The 19,380-nt window shown below is 43.2% G+C and carries 18 protein-coding genes; 7 read left to right on the top strand and 11 right to left on the bottom strand.

The window, feature by feature from the left end; genetic code table 11:
* Positions 1-21: 21 nt before the first annotated feature.
* The 6 genes from AC1DXF_RS10635 to AC1DXF_RS10660 all read right to left on the bottom strand — a co-directional run bounded on the left by AC1DXF_RS10635 (position 22) and on the right by AC1DXF_RS10660 (position 6,762).
* The gene (locus AC1DXF_RS10635; RefSeq protein WP_477448343.1) at positions 22-777 is read right to left on the bottom strand and encodes an ROK family protein; all 756 of its coding nucleotides are present in this window, start codon (positions 775-777) and stop codon (positions 22-24) included.
* 431 nt (positions 778-1,208) lie between these two features.
* Positions 1,209-3,590, bottom strand: coding sequence for an alpha-L-rhamnosidase-related protein (locus AC1DXF_RS10640; protein WP_477448344.1), 2,382 nt, complete (start codon positions 3,588-3,590; stop codon positions 1,209-1,211).
* Between the two features lie 201 nt (positions 3,591-3,791).
* Positions 3,792-4,790: a hypothetical protein gene (locus tag AC1DXF_RS10645; protein WP_477448346.1), complete on the bottom strand. Its 999-nt coding sequence runs from the start codon at positions 4,788-4,790 to the stop codon at positions 3,792-3,794.
* An 88-nt stretch (positions 4,791-4,878) separates the two neighbouring features.
* Positions 4,879-5,094, bottom strand: coding sequence for a DUF2442 domain-containing protein (locus AC1DXF_RS10650; protein ID WP_477448348.1), 216 nt, complete (start codon positions 5,092-5,094; stop codon positions 4,879-4,881).
* Positions 5,095-5,288: 194 nt separating this feature from the next.
* Positions 5,289-6,014, bottom strand: a complete 726-nt coding sequence (locus tag AC1DXF_RS10655) for a YebC/PmpR family DNA-binding transcriptional regulator (RefSeq protein WP_477448350.1) — start codon at positions 6,012-6,014, stop codon at positions 5,289-5,291.
* A 172-nt stretch (positions 6,015-6,186) separates the two neighbouring features.
* Positions 6,187-6,762 carry a hypothetical protein gene (locus tag AC1DXF_RS10660; RefSeq protein ID WP_477448352.1) on the bottom strand — a complete coding sequence of 192 codons (576 nt, stop codon included), beginning with the start codon at positions 6,760-6,762 and terminating at the stop codon, positions 6,187-6,189.
* Positions 6,763-7,041: 279 nt separating this feature from the next.
* Here AC1DXF_RS10660 and AC1DXF_RS10665 point away from each other — a divergent pair, with 279 nt between their 5' ends.
* The 3 genes from AC1DXF_RS10665 (at position 7,042) to AC1DXF_RS10675 (ending at position 10,925) form a co-directional block, all read left to right on the top strand.
* Positions 7,042-7,356, top strand: a complete 315-nt coding sequence (locus AC1DXF_RS10665; protein WP_477448353.1) for a type II toxin-antitoxin system RelE/ParE family toxin — start codon at positions 7,042-7,044, stop codon at positions 7,354-7,356.
* A 21-nt stretch (positions 7,357-7,377) separates the two neighbouring features.
* Positions 7,378-8,022: a HigA family addiction module antitoxin gene (locus AC1DXF_RS10670; protein WP_477448355.1), complete on the top strand. Its 645-nt coding sequence runs from the start codon at positions 7,378-7,380 to the stop codon at positions 8,020-8,022.
* Between the two features lie 449 nt (positions 8,023-8,471).
* The gene (locus AC1DXF_RS10675) at positions 8,472-10,925 is read left to right on the top strand and encodes a TonB-dependent receptor (RefSeq protein ID WP_477448357.1); all 2,454 of its coding nucleotides are present in this window, start codon (positions 8,472-8,474) and stop codon (positions 10,923-10,925) included.
* A 638-nt stretch (positions 10,926-11,563) separates the two neighbouring features.
* Here AC1DXF_RS10675 and AC1DXF_RS10680 read toward each other — a convergent pair.
* Entirely contained in the window at positions 11,564-12,013 is a 450-nt protein-coding gene (locus AC1DXF_RS10680) for an SRPBCC family protein (protein WP_477448359.1), read from the bottom strand.
* Positions 12,014-12,525: 512 nt separating this feature from the next.
* Positions 12,526-13,476: an NAD-dependent epimerase/dehydratase family protein gene (locus AC1DXF_RS10685; RefSeq protein WP_477448361.1), complete on the bottom strand. Its 951-nt coding sequence runs from the start codon at positions 13,474-13,476 to the stop codon at positions 12,526-12,528.
* Between the two features lie 346 nt (positions 13,477-13,822).
* Here AC1DXF_RS10685 and AC1DXF_RS10690 point away from each other — a divergent pair, with 346 nt between their 5' ends.
* From AC1DXF_RS10690 to AC1DXF_RS10705, 4 genes are all read left to right on the top strand, one after another.
* On the top strand, positions 13,823-14,845 hold the full coding sequence (locus AC1DXF_RS10690) for a DUF3078 domain-containing protein (RefSeq protein ID WP_477448363.1): 1,023 nt from the start codon (positions 13,823-13,825) through the stop codon (positions 14,843-14,845).
* A gap of 383 nt (positions 14,846-15,228) precedes the next feature.
* Complete coding sequence (gene ffh / locus AC1DXF_RS10695) at positions 15,229-16,557, top strand: signal recognition particle protein (protein WP_477448365.1); 1,329 nt, start codon at positions 15,229-15,231, stop codon at positions 16,555-16,557.
* A 286-nt stretch (positions 16,558-16,843) separates the two neighbouring features.
* Positions 16,844-17,614 (top strand): hypothetical protein, encoded by a 771-nt coding sequence (locus AC1DXF_RS10700; RefSeq protein WP_477448366.1) that lies wholly within the window; start codon positions 16,844-16,846, stop codon positions 17,612-17,614.
* An 88-nt stretch (positions 17,615-17,702) separates the two neighbouring features.
* Positions 17,703-18,644, top strand: a complete 942-nt coding sequence (locus AC1DXF_RS10705) for a hypothetical protein (protein WP_477448368.1) — start codon at positions 17,703-17,705, stop codon at positions 18,642-18,644.
* A 44-nt stretch (positions 18,645-18,688) separates the two neighbouring features.
* On the opposite strand, the gene AC1DXF_RS10710 is transcribed toward AC1DXF_RS10705, so the two are convergent.
* The 3 genes from AC1DXF_RS10710 to AC1DXF_RS10720 are packed head-to-tail and all read right to left on the bottom strand — an operon-like array spanning position 18,689 to position 19,206.
* Positions 18,689-18,889: a PIN domain-containing protein gene (locus tag AC1DXF_RS10710; protein WP_477448370.1), complete on the bottom strand. Its 201-nt coding sequence runs from the start codon at positions 18,887-18,889 to the stop codon at positions 18,689-18,691.
* 25 nt (positions 18,890-18,914) lie between these two features.
* A complete protein-coding gene (locus tag AC1DXF_RS10715) occupies positions 18,915-19,052 on the bottom strand; it encodes a hypothetical protein (protein ID WP_477448372.1) in 138 nt (45 codons plus the stop codon).
* Positions 19,039-19,206, bottom strand: coding sequence for a hypothetical protein (locus tag AC1DXF_RS10720; RefSeq protein WP_477448374.1), 168 nt, complete (start codon positions 19,204-19,206; stop codon positions 19,039-19,041). The genes AC1DXF_RS10715 and AC1DXF_RS10720 overlap by 14 nt, the downstream gene beginning before the upstream one ends.
* Positions 19,207-19,380: the final 174 nt, after the last annotated feature.

The raw sequence follows: 19,380 nt of genomic DNA on the forward strand, positions 1-19,380 counted from the left end.
ATCTTTTTTGGGTATTGTATGTTATGTTGTTGGGGTTGCTATGCCGCGTTTGGTTTTGCTGTCATCGTCATTTATCCATAACCGGGCTCCGCCTTTAATGCCATCGGCATTGGTTACAATTTTCATGTTTTTATCCAGTTTAAAAGTTAACTCATCAGAGTTACCGCCGCCTATATATAAAGTATCGTAATTGAATACAGTTTTTAAAATCTCAAAAACCTTTTGTATGCGCTTGTTCCATCTTTCTTTGCCAAATTTTTCAAGCGCTTTTTCACCAATGTACTGGTCGTAAGTTTTGCCGGTTTTAACGGGCAGGTGCGCCAGTTCAAAATGGGGCAGCAAATGGCCATCCATTAGCAAAGCGGTACCAAAACCGGTACCCAGGGTAATTACCATTTCAAGGCCTTTGCCCTTTACTACGCCCAAACCCTGCATATCGGCATCGTTTACTACCTGGGTAGGTTTGCCTAATATATCGGTTAGCTTTTTGGCCAGGTCAAAATCTGCCCATAGTTTGGTGCTTAAATTGGGCGCTGTTTTAACAACACCGTTTTTTACATAACCAGGAAAGCCCACCGAAATTCTATCATAACCAGGAAATTTTTTTACCAGCGTTTGGACAGCCTTAATCACGTTTTCGGGGCTGGCCGGCGCCGGCGTAGCTATCTTATCGTAATCCATTTTAAGTTCGCCCTTGATGTTTAAAATTGTGGCCTTAATATGTGAGCCCCCAATATCGATTGAAAGAATTTTTAACTGGGATGGAATGTTTTTCATCGGTGTTGTTTGTTTTTAAGTTTTGATGATGCCATCATTGGCTGTAAAATTAATATCGCATTTAATGATGGCCCATCTTTATTGAATTTAGTTACCCGGTGTTAAGTCGGCAGTACCTGGCCAGAGGCCCTAAGTCAAACTTTACTTGTTTCTTACTTAGAACTTTCGGTTCAAGGCTAACCGTCAATTTAACAACTTAGCACGTAAATATCACATTTTTAATAATAATTGATTGTTAAATGTGTAATTAACGCAAGTGTAACTAATACAATAACTAATAAACATAAAAAAGTAAAGTTAGTGTTGCTTTTTACTTTTCAAACAGAAACCTGACATTTTTTGCTCCAAAGTGTCAAAAACGATACAAAAATGCTTTTTTTATTGTTACTTTCCTAAGAAAATATGATATTAATCATGTTTTTTGATCTTTTTTAAACGATTATCCTGTTTTTTCCTGGATTAATAGGATAATTTTGACCTTTCCAGGTAAAAATACCCGATGTGTTTGGTGGCAACACAACCTCTATATTCCATTTTCCTTTTTTTAGTTCATATTTTACCACGATTTTACCGCTGGGGTGCGGAATTTCTCCGCCAGTAGTTTTTAAATCGCCCAGGTGTGGCTCAATTTTTATTTTGCTGAAACCGGGCGCATAGCTATCGATGCCCAAAATGGTACGGTAAAACTCAATGTTTGGGCTGGCGCCCCAGGCATGGCAATCGGAACGGTTATGTTCCAGGTCGGATGTTTCGGCCCAGGTAGTAAGCCCCATCTTAATATTGCTGCGCCATATATCAAGCCATTTCAAGTAATCATCGCCATAACCGCTTTTTATTAAGGCCTGGTGCAGGTAATATTTAAAGTAGATGGTGCATTGGGTGAGTGTAGTATCGGTAATTAGCTTTTTGCCAAAGGCTGATGCTTCGGCGCCGGTTACCATGCCTGTTAAAATTGCCAGCGAATTGGTATGTTGTGAGAAAAGTTCCCTGTCTTCTACATCCGAATAGAGTTGTTTGCCGGGCACCCAATATTTTTTTTGAATGGTAGTTTTCAGTTGGGCGGCTTTACCTGTATACAGATCTGCCAGGGCGGGCATCCCCATTTTTGCTTCCATTTGGGCGGCTTGCTGGTAGGCCCACATCAGTTGCATATCCAACAACGCCGACGAACCGTTGGCGCTTTTTGGCGCTGCCCCAAAATCCCAGCCTTTGGCGTTTACCCAATCGGCAAAATTCCAGTAGGGGGTATCTTTTAACGAGCCGTCGGCCTGTTGGTATCTGCTAAAAAAAGCCAGCACATCCTGTACGCCTTGCAGCTTGTTTTTTACAAAGGTGCTATCCGGGCGGTACATCCAGTAATCGTGCAGCATCCCGATGTACCATAAAGAAAACGTGGAGATGATTTGTGGCGAAAACGAAGGGTGGCGGCTTAGCGTAACGCCCTCGGCCACGCGCGAGTGGTCCATCTGGTTAATGGCATTACGCACCAGCCGGTCATCGCCGCTGTTATAGTACGATACCAATGCCTGTATGCGGCTATCGCCCACGTACTGCAGCTGCTCATAATAAGGGCAATCGTAATAGGTTTCGCCTGCGCAAAGCCGCGCGGTGCGCCAGCCAATATCCAACATCTTTTGCATTTCGGGTGTTCCGTTAAGCTTCGCGTTCAGCTTAAAGGGATAACCGCTAAAAGTGCCATAGATATCATCGATCTGTAAAGGCTGCCCGGCGGTTGTTATTTTTACCTGGATGTAACGATAGGTGCGAAAGGCAAGCGTGTTAAACGATTGCCCGGCGCTGCCGTTAGAAACGATACTATCCCGGCGGCCTGAAAATATTTTACCTTCTACATCATCGCGGTTGTCTTTTTCAAGACCGCCGGGGCCCTGCAGTTTGGTAAATAATGTTTCGGCATAACTGAGGCTGATGCCGGCATTTTTACCAAGACTAAAATTGAGCGATACAAAAGCGTTGGTTAAAAAAGTTTGATCGAGCAATAAGGTGGCGGTGGTATTGGCAGAGATAGTTATAGCCGTTTTAGTTGCCGGGAAGCTTTTGGGTACGGTTGCCCCTTCGGCCTTGCGCAGTACCGGGATGCGCTGGTAGGTTAATTCCATCGCCGGAATGGAGGATGGCACCAGCATCCATCCAAAGGCGTTCACTGTGCCTTTGGGGTTACCGCTATCTATTTTAATGGCGTTTTTCCAGTCGCTTATATTTGTCATTTCGGCGTTCCAGTTATCAATACCGGCGTTCATATCTACCCTTTCGCCGGGGCCTGCTACATAATAAGTGCCATACCCAAGGCCAACAATGGGCTTGTACGCTTTGTCGCGGATGCAGCGCCAGCTTTTATCAGTATTAACCACGGCTTCGGCCTCGCCATCGCCCTGCATAATAAAACCTGTTTGGACAGAGATCTGGGCCTCGGGGCGGTAGTCGCCTTCGTTCCAAACCACGGCGGCAATGGTATTTTCGCCCGCTTTAAGATAAGGCGCCAGGTCTACAGTTTCGTAATTCCAGTAATAAGTATCGCCACGGGCAGGGCCTAAGGATACCAGTGTTTGGTTTATGTATAATTTGTAGCGGTTATCGGCAGATACGTGTACAATAAACGTGGCCGGTTTATCTTTAATGTCGATATTCTTCCGGAAATAGTACACCCCATAATCTTTAAGTGATTCGCCGGGTACCGTGATCCACGATGCTTTCCATGAACCTTTTAGCAGTGCAGGATTGATAGATTGCGAATAGCCGGTAAATACAGCCAGGATAAAAAACAGCGGGAGCGCAGCTTTATATAAAATTTTCATGGAAGATGGTTTATGATGTGGTTAGCAAGAGCTTAAATGCTAAATTACAATTAAAATAATTAGAGATTTATGGATAAGTATCATTTTTCTAACGTATATCGCATGGCTACGGCCCGTCAGGTTGAATCGACACGCCGCGAAGCAATACATGTCATTCCCCCTTCATAATTTTAGGAAATTTTACAATCTATTCCAAAAAAACTATTCCTGATCCGGTTTTTTCGGCAGGGTTTTCATGTTGAATTTTGGCTTGTAGGCAGGTTTTGCAATCGGGGATTCCCCGGCAGGCTTAGCTTCATCCCCTGCCAGTGGCGCATCAGGCGCATCTTTTACTTCCGGTTCATCGGGCGCTTTAGCGTCTTCTGTAGCAGATTTGGGCTTCATCATGGCTGCATTAAACCGGGGCTTAAAGCCAGGTTTTGCAACGGGCGTTTCGGGCGATGGGGCCGGTATTTCTTCCTTTACTTCGGGCTGGTTTTCGGAAGCTTCGGTGCTTTCCTCAGGTTTGGGCTTCACCATGGCTGCATTAAACCGGGGCTTAAAGCCAGGTTTTGCAACGGGCGTTTCGGGCGATGGGGCCGGTATTTCTTCCTTTACTTCGGGCTGGTTTTCGGAAGCTTCGGTGCTTTCCGCAGGTTTGGGCTTCACCATGGCTGCGTTAAACCTCGGTTTAAAACCAGGCTTGGCGGCTGGCGTTTCTGCGGCTGGCGTAGCTGTTCCTTCATTAACATCCGGTTTTTCTTCAACAGGATATGCATTTTCGGCTGGTTTGGGTTTTACCATACCCGGATTAAAGCGCGGTTTAAATGCCGGTTTTGGTATTGTGGTTTCGGCAGGTACCGGTTCCTCAGCGGATTTTATTTCTTCAGGCTTTTCTTCAACAGGTTTTGCTGGTACAGCTGCCGCCCTGAATTTTGGTATAAAACCAACTTTTGGCGATGGTGTTGCCGGTGCTGTCAAACCATCGGTAATTGTTTGTTCGGCCAATGGGTTGGCAATATGTACCCGTTCGGTTTTAATTTCGGGCGCCAAAGGAAACCGGCGCCTTAGTTTATTGAACCAGTATTTTTTGGTATGATCAAAACTTTTCTCGCCCATTTGCTCAAAGTGATCTTTAAATTCCGAAAACAATGATCCCTCAGTCGCTTGTAAGGCGGCAAGGTCAATCTTTTTCTTTTTAAAAAACTCTTCGAATAGCATGAGAATTAGATGTTAGAATCAAGAGTCAAGAATCAAGACAAATAGCCCAAATTCTAAACTCCTGATTCTTGATTCTTGTATCTTGACTCTATAAAACCACGTCCACATCCAGCTGATTAAAGTGGATGCCTTTATCTGTTTGTTTCCAGTCTTCGCGTTCTTCATCAGTAGCGTTCATCAGCTTAGGGAACCACTCCAGCGGGAAAGCCTGCTGCTTGCCATCTGCTTTCTCAACAAAAAGCAGGCCGTTGGCAAAGGTTACCTTTACTTTCTTTTCTTCCTTACGTGAACTGAATAGTGGCATGTTTTTTAATTTGAGAATTTGAAAATGAAAACAAAATTGATTTGAAAATTTGGTAATTTGAAGATTTGAAAATGAAAAAGACACGAATAATTGAAAATGCTTTCTGCCTTATCAAACCATCTTCAAATTTTCAAATCCTCAAATTTTCAAATTAAAAGCCCGTTTTCAAATCCTCAAATTTTCAAATCGGCTTTCTACTCCGCCATATTATGGTACACCGCCTGTACGTCGTCGTCCTCTTCCAAACGGTCAATCAGTTTCATGATATCAACCACTTGTTCTTCGGTTACTTCGTGGAACGATTGTGGTACACGCTCCAGTTTGGCCGATTTTACTTCAACTCCGGCTTCTTCCAGTGCTTTCTGCATCTTTCCAAAATCTTCAAACGCGGTGTGGATAACGCCGATGTCTTTTCCTTCTTCATCTGCTTCAACAAACAGGTCTTCCAGGCCGGCATCAATCAGTTCAAACTCTAATTCTTCCAGGTCGCGGTCGCCCGGCTCAAAGGTGAATACCGATTTGCGGGTAAAAATAAAATCTAACGAGCCGGTTTTTCCCAGCGAGCCGCCATATTTGGTAAAATAGCTGCGCACGTTGGCAACGGTACGGTTGGTATTATCGGTAGCTGTTTCAACCAAAACAGCAACGCCATAAGGCGCATAGCCTTCGTAAACAAGTTCTTCGTAATCTTTCTCATCGCGGCTGCCGGCACGTTTTATGGCGGCTTCCACGCGGTCTTTAGGCATATTTACGGCCTTAGCGTTTTGTACCGCGGTACGCAAGCGCGAGTTGGTATTTACATCGCCACCGCCTGCTTTTACGGCCATTACAATCTCTTTCCCTAAACGGGTAAACTGCACCGCCATTTTGGCCCAGCGCTTAAACTTTCTTTCTTTGCGGAATTCAAATGCTCTTCCCATAACTTTTTTAGTTCATTGTTGAGGGTTCATGGTTTATGGCTGTTGCCATAAAAAAAGAACCCGCTGTATGCCTTGTTATACAGCGGGTTCAAATATAATATTGTTTTTTTTAACGGCTGAATAAAAATCCAGAATTGGGTGTGTCCTTTTTTGGCCTGGGAGGGCGGAATCATTATTGTTTATCATCGATAACACCCTGGCAATACTCCCTTAGCTTAATATCTCGTGTTTCATCTGCCGCAATCTCCTTTATCAACGGGAGGAACTTGCCATCATAGTTACGTAAAAGCCCCAAAATACATTCAACGTAAACTAAAAAGAAATCTCCCCGTTCTTCCAGTTTTTGCAACTGGATTTTTGCTGCTGATTTGGACGGGCTGAACTTTAGCAAGCTCGCGGCCATCCAGGCTAGTTCGCCCTGATGGTTAATAATCCATGATCCTAATTTGGTAATCAAATTTTTGGGCGTTGCAAATTCTTTCTCCTCCAAACTTTCATCCAATATTTTAGTAGCTGCATATAAAAAGTCGCATAGCCAAACATCGCCTTTCTCTCCACGACTGATTTGGAGAAGCAAAGGTTCAATAAAATTGAAATTTTTGAGTTCGGCCAGCAAGGATGTAAACCTGTTGATGTCGTTGATTTTACCAGGATGCATTATTTGATCAATTATTTCCTGCTCAAACGTTTCTGAATTATCAACCAAAACTTCATAGAGGATTGTTAGCTTGTCGTGTATATCAGGCATGATTTGGGGTTGGAGGTGTAATAGGCAAGGTATAATATTTTGTATGATTATTGGGCTAATATAAAAACATCAAAGCAGACTTTTACAGTGTAGAGCGCTATCCGATGAGGTGCAAGTCATCAGCCCATATCCAGCTTACAAGATTTGTGTCAAACAGGGCGCCAAAGGGCGTAAATAACCAATAATAACACATTAAATACTTCCCATTATTTGGTTATTTAAAAAATGTTTATTTAATTTGTATCAATTAACAGATGGTTTAATTAAACGTTATTTGACATGCAGGTTTCATTCACAGATTCGTATTACGAATTGCTGTATACCGGTGGCAAAGTTCCTGGAAAACCCAGGTTTCCGCCAGAAGTTATCAAGCAATACCGTTTGCGGATTGAGATGCTCAAAAACAGTGCTTCAACCTATGACTTAGGAAAATTCCGAAGCCTGAATTTTGAAAAGCTGGAGCCCAAAAATGCCCCTGATCCACTTTATTCGATCAGGGTGAATGATCAATATCGCTTGGAATTTAACCTTGACAGTAACGGCAAAGCCGAGATCGTCCGGGTGAAAAGAATGAGTGATCATTATTCTAAATAGCTTAAGCAGCTATTTTAACTTATGCATAAACGTAGTCATAAAGTAGAAGGCATTAGAAACAGAACGTCGAAGAAAAAAGAAGGCATCAAAAACGTCACATTAGCAATAGGGTCCTTACGGATCCCGCATCACAGACAAGATAAACGCCGCAAAGAAAAACAGACAATATTAGAATTCGCCAAAAAGAAGTTTGAAAGGACAAAACGTATATTAATTATGCAAAACTTACTAAATGAGGTAGTAGACCGGGATGGGAAGGTATTAAGGTCTCCCGACCTCTTCCATCCCGGCTACATTCTCAAAGAAGAAATTGAATCCAGGGAGATTGCTAAAAAAGATTTTGCTGAATTAGTGCAAATCTTACCTACTCATTTGAGTGAAATATTTTCGGGCAAAAGGCCGATAGGGCCCAGGATGGCCATGCGATTGGAAACAGCGCTGGATATCAGTGCCAGTTTCTGGCTGCGGATGCAACTGGACTACGACCTGAAACTTGCTGAGCAGCAAGAAGATCCGGCACTGATAAAAATTGAAGATATACTGCAGATTCAGAAAAAAAGTAACACTTCACTTGCAAAAGCGATTGTTGCATATGAAGTAGCTTCTGCCGGGGATGTTGTTGTTCGATCGGTGCCAGCTGTTGCAACACGCACCCGATCGCTTTGAGCTCTATCGCCAATAGCAGGTACGCATCGCCATCGGGCAAGGCTACACCTATTAACATAAAAAGAGTAAAAAAGGTTAACATCTAAAATGATACCTACAGATTAAGGTCAGCAGTAATTTGTTGACCTTTTATATCATTTCAATGCTTATTAAAATAGTTTCTTTCAAATAGTGCCTGTAGCACAGGTCACAAGTCATCAGCCCGTAGGCAACCTCACAAGATTTGTACTAAACAGCACGGCTCTCCAACGCTAACAAGTCAAGGGAAATATTTATAATTCAATTACGCACCAAAGATCGCTGGGGAGATAAAAAAGCAATCACTTTGCATCTCTGCGTCTTTGCGCGAAAAGTCCCTTAATTCAATTACACCACCTGGATTACCCCCCACCCATCTAAATAAAGTAAAAATCATGTAACGATAATAGCGCAGCCCATGTCTTATAGTCATGATGAAACTGATACGCGTATTTCCGTTGCCCTTATTCATGCTGTTACTTTTCAACTTTGCCCAGGCGCAAACCAACAGTGGTAAAATTTCGGGGACGGTTTTTGATGATACCAAGAAACCACTTGATGGCGCAACAGTTATTTTACTTGCCGCAAAAGATTCAAGCGTGGTAAGTACCCAGCTTGTTAACCCGGATGGTGGCTTCGCATTTAAAAACGTAAAGGATAATACCTACCTTATTAAGGCTACTTATATTGGCTATAAAACTTACCAAAGCAGCCCTGTGGTTGTAAGCCAGCAAAAGCCGGTTAATTTACCCCCGTTTATTTTATCGCTGGCCGGCAAAAAGTTAAATGAGGTGGCTATAACCGCCAAAAAATCGTACGTACAGCAAAAAATTGACCGTACGGTAGTTAACGTTGGGGCGCTGATATCCAACACTGGTGCCAATGCTTTGGAGGTATTGGCAAAAACACCGGGCGTACAGGTAGATGCCGATGGCAATATTACCTTTAAAGGGAAAAGCGGCGTTATGGTGATGATTGATGATAAACCAACCTATCTTTCGGCCGCAAACCTGGCAACTTACCTGCGCTCGTTGCCGTCATCGTCATTAGATCAGATAGAGCTGATGGATAACCCGCCGGCCAAATATGATGCCGCAGGAAATGCCGGCGTAATTAATATAAAAACTAAAAAAAATACCACCAGGGGATTTAACGCCGTGGTTTCGGCCAATTACGCGCTCGGTTTTTATGGCCGGACCAACGAAAGCATCAACCTGAATTATCGTATAAATAAAATTAACTTTTTTGCCAACCTTGCCTATAACAAGCAAAAAACGTTCAGACGGCTGGAAATTGACCGCGATTATTTTGATGCCAATGGAGAAAGAACCTCGTCCTTAAAAGACATTTCCTATTTCAGGCCCTCTGGTAACAACACCAATATTAAAGCCGGAATGGACTACTACTCATCGCCAAAAACTACATGGGGCGTGGTGTTTACCGGCAATATATCGCATGATCATGATAGCAGCCCGGTATACAGCTTGCTATACAACAAAGATGGCGGGCTGGATTCAACTATAAACACGCTGAATACATCTACAAATAAGTTTGACAGCAAGGGTATCAACCTGAATTATACCCATAAGTTTGATAGCACGGGCCGGACACTTACATTCGACCTGGATTATATTCACAATGCCGCAGGCAGTAACCAGCTGTTTATAAACAATACTTTTTTACCCGATGGCACTTTGACAAATTCGCAAACGCTGACTGATAATTTGCCTTCCATCATCAATATTTACTCCGCAAAGGCCGATTACACCCATCCGCTTAAAGGCAAGGCAAAGCTGGAGGCCGGGATTAAAAGCAGCTATGTGAGTACAGATAACGCTGCCAATTATTTTAACGTGATTGATAATGTAAGCACCATTGATTACAACAACACCAACCGGTTTTTATACAAGGAAAATATCAATGCTGCATACGTTAATTTCAACAAAACCCTCGGCCGGTTTTCATTACAAACAGGCTTGCGGGCCGAGAACACCAATGGCTCCGGCCATCAACTGGGGAACGCCCAAAAGGCCGATTCGTCATTTGTAAAACATTACACCAACCTGTTCCCAACGGCTTATTTTTCATACAACCTGGATACAGCCGGCCATAATGTGCTGGTTATTTCGTACGGCCGCCGCATTGGAAGGCCCAGCTACGGAAGCTTAAATCCTTTTACCTTTTTTGTAGATAAGTTTACTTACTTTTCGGGCAACCCTTTCCTTAAATCACAATTTACTGATAATTATAAGCTGGCGTATAGTTTCAAAAGCCTGTTTACCGTTGCGCTTGCCTATAACTATACCACCGATGTTCAGGGCGAAACTATTCATAACAGTAACAACGTGTTCATTAGCACTCAGGGCAATATTGGGCGACAAAAAACAATCAACCTGTCTGCCAATAGCAACTTTCAGCCAGCCAAATGGTGGTCGGTCAATCTATATGCCGAGGTTTATAAGAATACTTACCAGGGGGCGTTTTATACCGGGTACCTTAATCAATCGCAATACACATTTTCGGGCAATGGTAACAACCAGTTCACCTTATCCAAAACCTGGAGTGCCGAACTAAGCGGCTTTTATGATAACGGGGGCACCTACGGCCAGTTTGTTATACTGCCTAAAGGCATGCTTAACGCGGCCATTCAGAAAAAGATATTGAACAATAAGGGCTCCATTAAGCTAAATGCGCGCGATATTTTCCACACTTTCAGGCCAAGCGGCACCATTACCAATATTGTGGGCGCCAATGCCACCTTCCATAACTTTTTAGATACCAGGGTAGTCACGCTGGCATTTACCTATAGTTTTGGTAAATTAACCAACACACCCCAAAAACGAGATACCGGCGGCGCCGAGAGCGAACAAGGCAGGGCGCATTAATTGTACGCGGTGTTTTTGAATATGGAGGTACAGTATTGGTTAAGCCCGTGCCGGTGTTGGATAATTCCGGAGGTGTCCGGAAGGTTTTTAGTTTCCTCTCTATGGGTTAATGTGTGTATGCATCTTTTGGAAACTTATCAATAAATAAAAAAATGTCATACGAACGAACAGGGGTGGGCTTTGAGCGTTGGCGTGAGGAGAAATCCTATACTTCATGCTTGCAAACTTGCGCGGTGCGATGCAAATCGTATAAGATCTTTCGCTCTCCCGCACAACCCCCAAGCATGCTCTATCGAAATGACAATTTTCTTTTATTAAAAAGATGTGTACACACAGTAGCCCAACCTGAGGGGTGCGGCTGACGTTGAGCGCAAAGGCAGGGAGGGGTTTATACGAGCGACGAGTTGCAAAGCGACTTGAACGCCTGATTTAACCCCTACCTCCCCCTTCCCCAGGGAAGGAATCGCACATATCCTGCGCTTTTTTTCCTTCCGAACACCTATTGAGATAACTTCAGCAATGGCATGGATATCCAAACGCCAATCCACAAAAGTGATTATCGAGCAATAAATGCTTTTTCCGGCAATTACATTTTACGATAGCTGATATTCACCAAAAGAGATGCGAGCCGGCATTAATCAGGCATCCGGTATATTAGGCTCTACCAGCTTGGTAAGTTTTTCCAGCGATTCCTGCCAGCCCAGGTAACACATTTCAACGGGTATTACTGCGGGTATTCCTTCCTGCAATACTTTCAGTTCGGTACCTACTAATGTTTTTTGGAGCGAAATAGAAGTGGTCATTACACCGGGCATGTTGGGATCGTCAAACTTGTCGGTATATTTCAGAAACTCATTTGGTTTCAGCTCCAGGTATTCGCCGCCAAATGAATGGCCGTTACCGGTTGTAAAATTATGAAATGACATTTTAAAAGAACCACCTACCTTAACGTCCATGTGGTGTACGGTACAAAGAAAGCCATAAGGCGGCAGCCATGAAGCAATGGCTGTGGCTTCGGTAAAGGCACGATACACCTTTTCGGGTGAAGCCTTAATCACTCTGTGCAATGAAACTTTGTTGTCTGACATAAAATCATTTTTTTGTATTCCTACTCATTTGGCTTTTCGGATCGCCCGTTTTTGCAGGTGGTAGCTGCTCCACCGTTTATTGCTTATTGCTTTAACAAAAATGCGGTTAAAAACGGTTATTGAACAGGGTAGTAAACGACAATTTACAACCAATTTTGCGACAGGCCCCACTTTTGTTAAATTGTTTGCATAAGTGTTCGAAAGAAGTAATAAGCGGGGGAACGTGCGATTCCTTCCTTGGGAGAAAGGGAGGTGGGGGTTTCGCCACCCGGGTCTCTCCAACGCTATTAAGGCCGATTTAATATCGAACACCGAATATCCAATTTTGAATAACAAAGGAAAAACTTCGGTGTTGGATGTTCGAAATTCAGTGTTCGATATTATTTTTTAATTCTGCCTCTCTTAACTTAATAGCATTGGGGGGCTCTCCCGCGGGGGACAGTAAAAAAAGCAAATCATTTCCCCTCCCTGTAATCTCTGCGCGAAAAACCTTTCGCCTTTTGCCTTTCACCTTATAAAACCCGCTTCAAATTGTCCAGCATATCGGCGGTCATTTTGGGCAGGTCGTATTCCAGTTTCCAGCCCCAGTGTTGTTGCGCGCTGCTGTCGTCAATTGATTTGGGCCAGCTATCAGCAATGGCCTGGCGTGGGTCGGTATCGGTATAGCTTATCTCGAACGCCGGGATGTGCTTTTTAATTTCTTCGGCCAGTTGTGTTGGTGTAAAGCTGATGCCGGCCAGGTTGTATGATGAGCGGATTTTAATTTGCTCTTCTGGCGCATCCATCAGGCTGATGGTAGCCCTGATGGCATCTTCCATATACATCATCGGCAGGGCGGTATCTGCCGAAAGGAAGCTTTGGTACTTGCCATTCTTTAATGCCTCGTGAAATATGTGCACCGCGTAATCGGTGGTGCCGCCGCCGGGCGATGCCTTCCAGCCGATAAGGCCTGGGTAGCGGATGCTGCGTACATCAACACCATATTTCTCAAAATAATATTCGCACCAGCGCTCGCCGGCCAGTTTGCTAAAGCCATATACCGTGTTAGGATCCATCACACAATACTGCGGCGTATTATACTGCGGCGAATGCGGGCCGAAAACGGCGATAGAGCTTGGCCAGAAAACTTTGGCTGTTTTAAACTCTACGGCAAAATCAAGCACATGGATAAGGCCGGTCATGTTTAAATCCCAGGCCATTTTTGGTTTTTTTTCGCCTACGGCCGATAGTATGGCGGCCAGCAGGTAAACCTGGGTTGGGCGGTGTTTATCAAATATGTGGTGCAGGTTATGCTTATCAAGCACATTTACAATTTCGAAGGGGCCGCTGTTGCGGATGGCGTAGGTAGGATCGTTAATATCGGAGGCAATTACATTTTCGGCACCGTGAATGCCGCGTAATGCCATAACCAATTCGGTACCAATTTGACCATTGGCGCCAATCACTAAAATTTTTTCAGTCATCAACTTTTAGTTTTGCCAAAGGTAGGAATTTGCCTGAAAAGTTAACCCTTGATTTAGTATCAAGTAGCAAGTAGTAAGTATCAAGATTGTTGCAATTGTAGTAGTAGGTATCAAGTAGTAAGTATCAAGACTGCTGCTTTATCAGTAGCAAGTCGCAAGTAGTAAGTATCAAGGATGTCTCACAAAAGCATTGATTATCAAATAGTTAGTTCTAATTCAGCTGCAAAGAACCGGAATCAAAAAATCTTGATACTTACTACTTGCGACTTGATACTAAATAAAAATCTTGATACTTGATACTTACTACTTGATACTACTCTAAATTTTTTTGCTTTATTTTGCTTTTATGTTAAAAATCAGACTTGCCCTGCTTTTATTAGCATCGATAGCCTGCAGCATACAGGTAAGCGCCCAGCAAACCGATTCGCTGAAAAAGGACACCGTTAAAATTGATACCGCCGTGGTTAACCGGTTGCGCGTCAGCCCGCGCCCAAATTCAATCCCTACACGGGTTAGGCCCATCCAGATACAGCGCGAGCAAATTCCGGTTACCATGCTTGATTATAAGGTTATTCACTGGAAAAAAGCGGTAGCGTTTGGATTAAATTTCAGCCAGTCGGCCTTTACCAGCAACTATAGCGCCGGTGGCGTAAACTCAGTAGCCCTGGGTACAAACTTTATATACCATACCGAGTATAACAACGCCCCCTTTAGCTATGTATCCGAGCTTAACCTTACTTATGGCGTAGCCAAAAACAAGGGCCAGGGCAAACGCAAAACCAACGACAGGATTTACTTTGATAATAAGGTAGCATCGCAATTATCAAAACACTGGTATCTTTTCGGCGCTTTAACGTTCGAGTCGCAGTTCGACAAAGGTTTTAACTATGTGGACCAGGGCAACGGCCGTTTTGACGCCCAGCAGATCTCGAATTTTATGGCGCCGGGGTATTTAACCGAGTCGTTGGGTTTGGAGTATAAGCCTGCCCCTTATTTTGATTTGCGTTTAGGTACGGGTACCGCAAGGCAAACCTTTGTTTTAGACAAAAACGTACGGCGCTTTCAAACAGATAACTACGGGGTTGATACCAATAAAACCGTAAAGAACGATTTAGCATTTCAAATGGTGGCCCTATTTGATAAGGATATCATGAAAAATATCCACCTAAATACGAGGTATGCTTTGTTTATCCCGTATGGCCAATCGATTAAATATATTACCCACCGTGTTGATGCTGTGTTATCGGCCCGGGTTAACCGTTTAATCAACGTTACCATTAATGGCACGCTGTTATATGATCAGCATACCTCAAAAGATGCCCAGGCCACAGAAGGTTTGGCGCTGGGAATGTTGTACAGGTTCCCGTAGTTGGTCATTGATCAAAATTGGGTAGCTGCGGATTTGTTTTGCTTTTTTGATTTTATTTGGTCGTTTCTTTGGTCGAAAAAAAATTCTCTTTCCCCGGGGTATGTCGTTAAAAAGCACTTGTATAAAAGTTGTAATTTTTTTAATTTTTTTGACGATTATTTGAGTTTTATTGTGCGTTTTTTGTGGTTTTTTGACACTTTTTTGCATTAAATATCACAAAAATAGCGTTGAAAGGCCTTTTTAAAAATTGGATGGAAACATATTTTTGGAAAAAAGGCGGCCGCTTTTCGGCCTGGTTTTCCCGGTTAAAAACGGGGTGTATATCTGTCTTAAAATTAACTTTCAAAATCATACCTTTGTAACCTCAAAACTGGGATATTACAATGTTTGAAAATCTTTCGGATAAACTCGACAGGGCCTTTAAGGTACTGAAGGGGCAAGGAACTATTACTGAAATAAACGTGGCCGAAACCATGAAGGAGATCCGCAAGGCCCTTCTTGATGCCGACGTAAACTATAAAACCGCCAAAGCATTTACTGATGATGTAAGGCAAAAAGCACTGGGTAACAATGTATTAACAGCCATATCGCCTGGCCAGTTGCTCACCAAGCTCATGAACGATGAGCTTACCGAGCTCATGGGCGGCACCACAGCCGAGCTGGAAATAAAGGCCTCGCCAACCATTATCCTGATTGCAGGCTTAAACGGTGCGGGTAAAACAACCTTTACCGGCAAGCTGGCCAATTATCTAAAAACTCAAAAAAATAAAAAACCCCTACTGGTTGCTGATGATATTTACCGCCCCGCGGCTATTGACCAGCTGGAGGTATTAGGGCAGCAAATAGGCGTACCTGTATATTCAAACCGCGAATCTAAAGATCCCGTTGCTATTGCGCTGGAGGGTATTGCTTTGGCCAAACAAAATGGCCATAATATAGTGATTATTGATACCGCCGGCCGCCTGGCTATCGACGAAGCCATGATGGTGGAGATTGAGCAGGTAAAAAGTGCGGTAAAACCACATGAGATATTGTTTGTGGTTGACTCCATGACCGGCCAGGATGCCGTAAACACCGCTAAAGTGTTTAACGACAGGCTTGATTTTACCGGCGTAGTATTAACCAAGCTTGATGGCGATACCCGCGGTGGCGCAGCCTTATCTATCAAATCGGTTGTAAATAAGCCGATTAAATTTATAGGTACCGGCGAAAAAATGGAAGCGCTTGACGTTTTCCACCCCGATCGTATGGCATCCCGTATCCTGGGCATGGGTGATGTGGTTTCGTTAGTTGAGCGCGCCCAACAGCAGTTTGACGAAAAGGAAGCCGCCGAGCTCCAAAAGAAGATCCGCAAAAACAAGTTTGATTTTAACGATTTTTACAGCCAGATACAACAGATCAAAAAAATGGGCAATATGAAGGATCTGATGGGCATGATTCCCGGCGTAGGCAAAATGATGAAGGATGTTGAAGTTGATGATAACGCTTTTAAAGCTATCGAAGCCATCATCCAGTCAATGACGCCGTTTGAAAAATCGAACCCCGAAACTATCAACCAAAGCCGTCGTAACCGCATAGCCAAAGGTTCCGGAACTGATTTAACCGAAGTAAACCGGTTAATGAAGCAGTTTGACGACATGAAAAAGGTGATGAAACAAATGAGCAATCCCGCCGCCATGGCCAGCATGATGCGCCGGATGCCAAAAATGTAAGTCGGCTAACCTTTTTTAAGTGCTTGTTTTAAAATATAGAGCAGCCCCAGGTATTTACCGGGGTTTCTTTGCTTTCGGGCTATCGCCGTTTAATACCGGCGAAACTGTCTCTTTTTTTATATTTTGGTAAACTTTTGTCGCTTTTTGTATTTTTTTCTATACAAAAGCCCCTCAATATCCCCATTATTCTGGCTTTATTTTTCCAATGGCATATCATTTGTCTATGTAATGTCATGCTGCCGGTTTAATAACCCGGCATGCAACATAAACTTAATAGATAGATAAAATGAAAACTTTAGTTAAATCAGTATTATTGACAGCAGCTTTATTCGCAGCAAAATCCGGTATTGCACAGGTTAACGTAGGTGCAACAACTGCAACAAAAATTGTTACCCAAACGGCATTACCATCTGTGAATGCTGCTACCGTGGCTCAAAAAGCCGCAGCTACAACCACCAATATCAGCAACCAGGCAGCTGCCCAGGCACAAAGCGCTGCTGCCCGTACCGCTGCGCAAACTCAAGCAGCAACTAACGCGGCAGCCGCTCAATCACAGGCAACTGCAAGCCAGGCAGCCAACGTAAGCGGGACAGCTAACGCTGCCGCCGCAACAAATGCCGATGCAGCAGTTAACAAAGCCGACGCTGCCGCAAACCTTACCAGTTCGGGTAGTGTGAGTGGTTCAGCATCGGCAGATAAAGCTACAACAGCTGCGGGTAGCGCGTTTACAGCATCAAAAGATGTGGCAAGCAATGCATCAGCAGATGTTAGCACTAAAGCAAACAACGTTGCCGCTAAAGCAACAGCAGCTAAAACCGCCTCGGTTAATGCCGCTTCTGCAGCCAGCAAAAAAGCAATAGCTGCCAGGAAAAGCGTAAGTGTTAGCAGCAAAGGAAGCGTAAGCAGTTCCGGGAGTGCAGCAACAACTACAAAAAGCACCAAAGCAAGCTTATCACACAGTGGCTCATCTGCAACCACAGTAAAAGCAGGTAAAAAAAGCGCTACTGTTAGCGCTTCGGGCAGCAGCTCAACTAAAGTAAGCGCTGCTAAACAATAACATCAAATTATAGTAATATCATTAGCAAAAGGGCCGTTAGCGGCCCTTTTGTTGATTTAAAACATTGGCTAAGCACATCAAATCTTTCATGAAAAAACTTAAACTTATCGCGCTGCTTATAATTATGGGCAGCAGCATACCCTCGTTTGCACAGCAAACCGTTACCGATACGGCATCCAAAAAGCCGCATGTAAAGGAGTTGTTTGTAAATGCCGGGCTTCAATATATATCCAACCTAACATACGCCGGCCGGCGCGATGATAGCAGTGTACCCTTATTACTGCCAACGCTTACCTTGGTAAGCAAACATGGATTTTTCCTGAGTGCCATCGGTTATTTCGATCTTAACGGATCCAAATCGGGTGCCGAAGGCTTAAGTATAACCCCTGGTTATGTTTTTGGGTTCGATAGTAAAAAGTATTATGGTGGTACAATATCGGCTACCAAGTTTTTTATTACAGGCAGCAGTCCTATCATACTTTCATCCTTTAATGCAACCATTGATGGTTCATTGTACGCCAACCCCGATAATATTGTAAAACTGAGTATTGGCGGCAGTTACCGCTTTGATAAAAACAACAAGAACGATATCATCAATACCGCCGAGCTATCTAAAGAAATATTTGCGGTTAAAACCGGCGCCACAAAGTTAAATGGCCTTAAGTTTACACCTACAGCATCGTTGTATGCCGGTACCCAATCGTTTTATCAAACCTATTATACCGAGTCGCAGGTAACCAGGTCGGTAGAAACGCCTCAGGAGCAAACACCTATCAACATCCTGTTCCCAAATCAACCTAAACAAACCATCATCACCCAAACCGTAACCCAGGAAAACCAAAAAGAAGTAAGAAAATACCAGCTGCTTGCCTTTAGCGGATCGATGCCGGTAACCTACGTTATAAACAAAGTTCAGATAGTTTTTACACCATACCTTATAAAACCATTTAACCAGGTTAATTATGTAAGTAATACTTCAAAAAACGGGCTTTACTTTTTGTTTTCTGTGGGGGCAAGCGTAACTTTTTAACAGAGCAATTAAATAACCAGAGCGCGCCTCAATGTTCTGGTTATTTACAATAATATAAGTTCAATGTCTGTTATATTTTTAAATCCCTTGTCAGAAGTTATCAGGGGAATTTGGAGATATTTAGATGTTGCAGCAATAATTGCATCGGGAGTTTTAACCTTCACTTTTTGCCTTATTTCAATAGCTATTTTGCGGATATCGGCTGTGAGTTCAAAAATAATGCAATCGTCTAATATGGAGCGCAATAGTTGTTTTTCCTTTACACTTATTTTATGCCAGCCCCAGTAATTCTATTTCCGAGATTGCAGATATGACTACAGTGCCATCCAAAAATGGTTCAACATATTCTTTTCCTTCATGTACCGAAATCAGGAAATTTGTATCTGCAACAAAACTAAGACCACTCATCTCTTACTTGTTTTTGGTATTCTACACCATCAACATTTCGTTTAAGTTTTCCAAAGTGTTTTCTCAGGCTCTTTTTACCCTCTTCTTTTGACAAAAGCTCAATTGCTTGCTGAACTTTTTCTTTAGTAACCGGCGTTTTTATTTCGATAGTCATAATTTCAAATATAATAATTAAAAAGCAGACAAATGTTGTTATGCGCCAAGGGCTTGGCTTTTGTTTTGAAATAAAAAAGCCATCTCAAGATAAGAAAATTAGAGCAGACAGTATTCCAATGTATTTTACATGAACGAAATAACGTGTACACCTTCAATTTCTATCGTAAAAATA

This window comes from Mucilaginibacter sp. P2_A5, assembly GCF_056404995.1.

Excerpts from the sequence above, each read along its gene's own strand:
- AC1DXF_RS10660 (WP_477448352.1), bottom strand. The coding sequence starts at position 6,762 with ATGCCTGATATACACGACAAGCTAACAATCCTCTATGAAGTTTTGGTT.
- AC1DXF_RS10645 (WP_477448346.1), bottom strand. The coding sequence starts at position 4,790 with ATGCTATTCGAAGAGTTTTTTAAAAAGAAAAAGATTGACCTTGCCGCC.
- AC1DXF_RS10675 (WP_477448357.1), top strand. The coding sequence starts at position 8,472 with ATGATGAAACTGATACGCGTATTTCCGTTGCCCTTATTCATGCTGTTA.
- AC1DXF_RS10650 (WP_477448348.1), bottom strand. The coding sequence starts at position 5,094 with ATGCCACTATTCAGTTCACGTAAGGAAGAAAAGAAAGTAAAGGTAACC.
- AC1DXF_RS10705 (WP_477448368.1), top strand. The coding sequence starts at position 17,703 with ATGAAAAAACTTAAACTTATCGCGCTGCTTATAATTATGGGCAGCAGC.
- AC1DXF_RS10640 (WP_477448344.1), bottom strand. The coding sequence starts at position 3,590 with ATGAAAATTTTATATAAAGCTGCGCTCCCGCTGTTTTTTATCCTGGCT.
- AC1DXF_RS10690 (WP_477448363.1), top strand. The coding sequence starts at position 13,823 with ATGTTAAAAATCAGACTTGCCCTGCTTTTATTAGCATCGATAGCCTGC.
- ffh (WP_477448365.1), top strand. The coding sequence starts at position 15,229 with ATGTTTGAAAATCTTTCGGATAAACTCGACAGGGCCTTTAAGGTACTG.
- AC1DXF_RS10715 (WP_477448372.1), bottom strand. The coding sequence starts at position 19,052 with ATGAGTGGTCTTAGTTTTGTTGCAGATACAAATTTCCTGATTTCGGTA.
- AC1DXF_RS10680 (WP_477448359.1), bottom strand. The coding sequence starts at position 12,013 with ATGTCAGACAACAAAGTTTCATTGCACAGAGTGATTAAGGCTTCACCC.
- AC1DXF_RS10655 (WP_477448350.1), bottom strand. The coding sequence starts at position 6,014 with ATGGGAAGAGCATTTGAATTCCGCAAAGAAAGAAAGTTTAAGCGCTGG.
- AC1DXF_RS10670 (WP_477448355.1), top strand. The coding sequence starts at position 7,378 with ATGCATAAACGTAGTCATAAAGTAGAAGGCATTAGAAACAGAACGTCG.
- AC1DXF_RS10685 (WP_477448361.1), bottom strand. The coding sequence starts at position 13,476 with ATGACTGAAAAAATTTTAGTGATTGGCGCCAATGGTCAAATTGGTACC.
- AC1DXF_RS10665 (WP_477448353.1), top strand. The coding sequence starts at position 7,042 with ATGCAGGTTTCATTCACAGATTCGTATTACGAATTGCTGTATACCGGT.
- AC1DXF_RS10720 (WP_477448374.1), bottom strand. The coding sequence starts at position 19,206 with ATGACTATCGAAATAAAAACGCCGGTTACTAAAGAAAAAGTTCAGCAA.
- AC1DXF_RS10635 (WP_477448343.1), bottom strand. The coding sequence starts at position 777 with ATGAAAAACATTCCATCCCAGTTAAAAATTCTTTCAATCGATATTGGG.
- AC1DXF_RS10700 (WP_477448366.1), top strand. The coding sequence starts at position 16,844 with ATGAAAACTTTAGTTAAATCAGTATTATTGACAGCAGCTTTATTCGCA.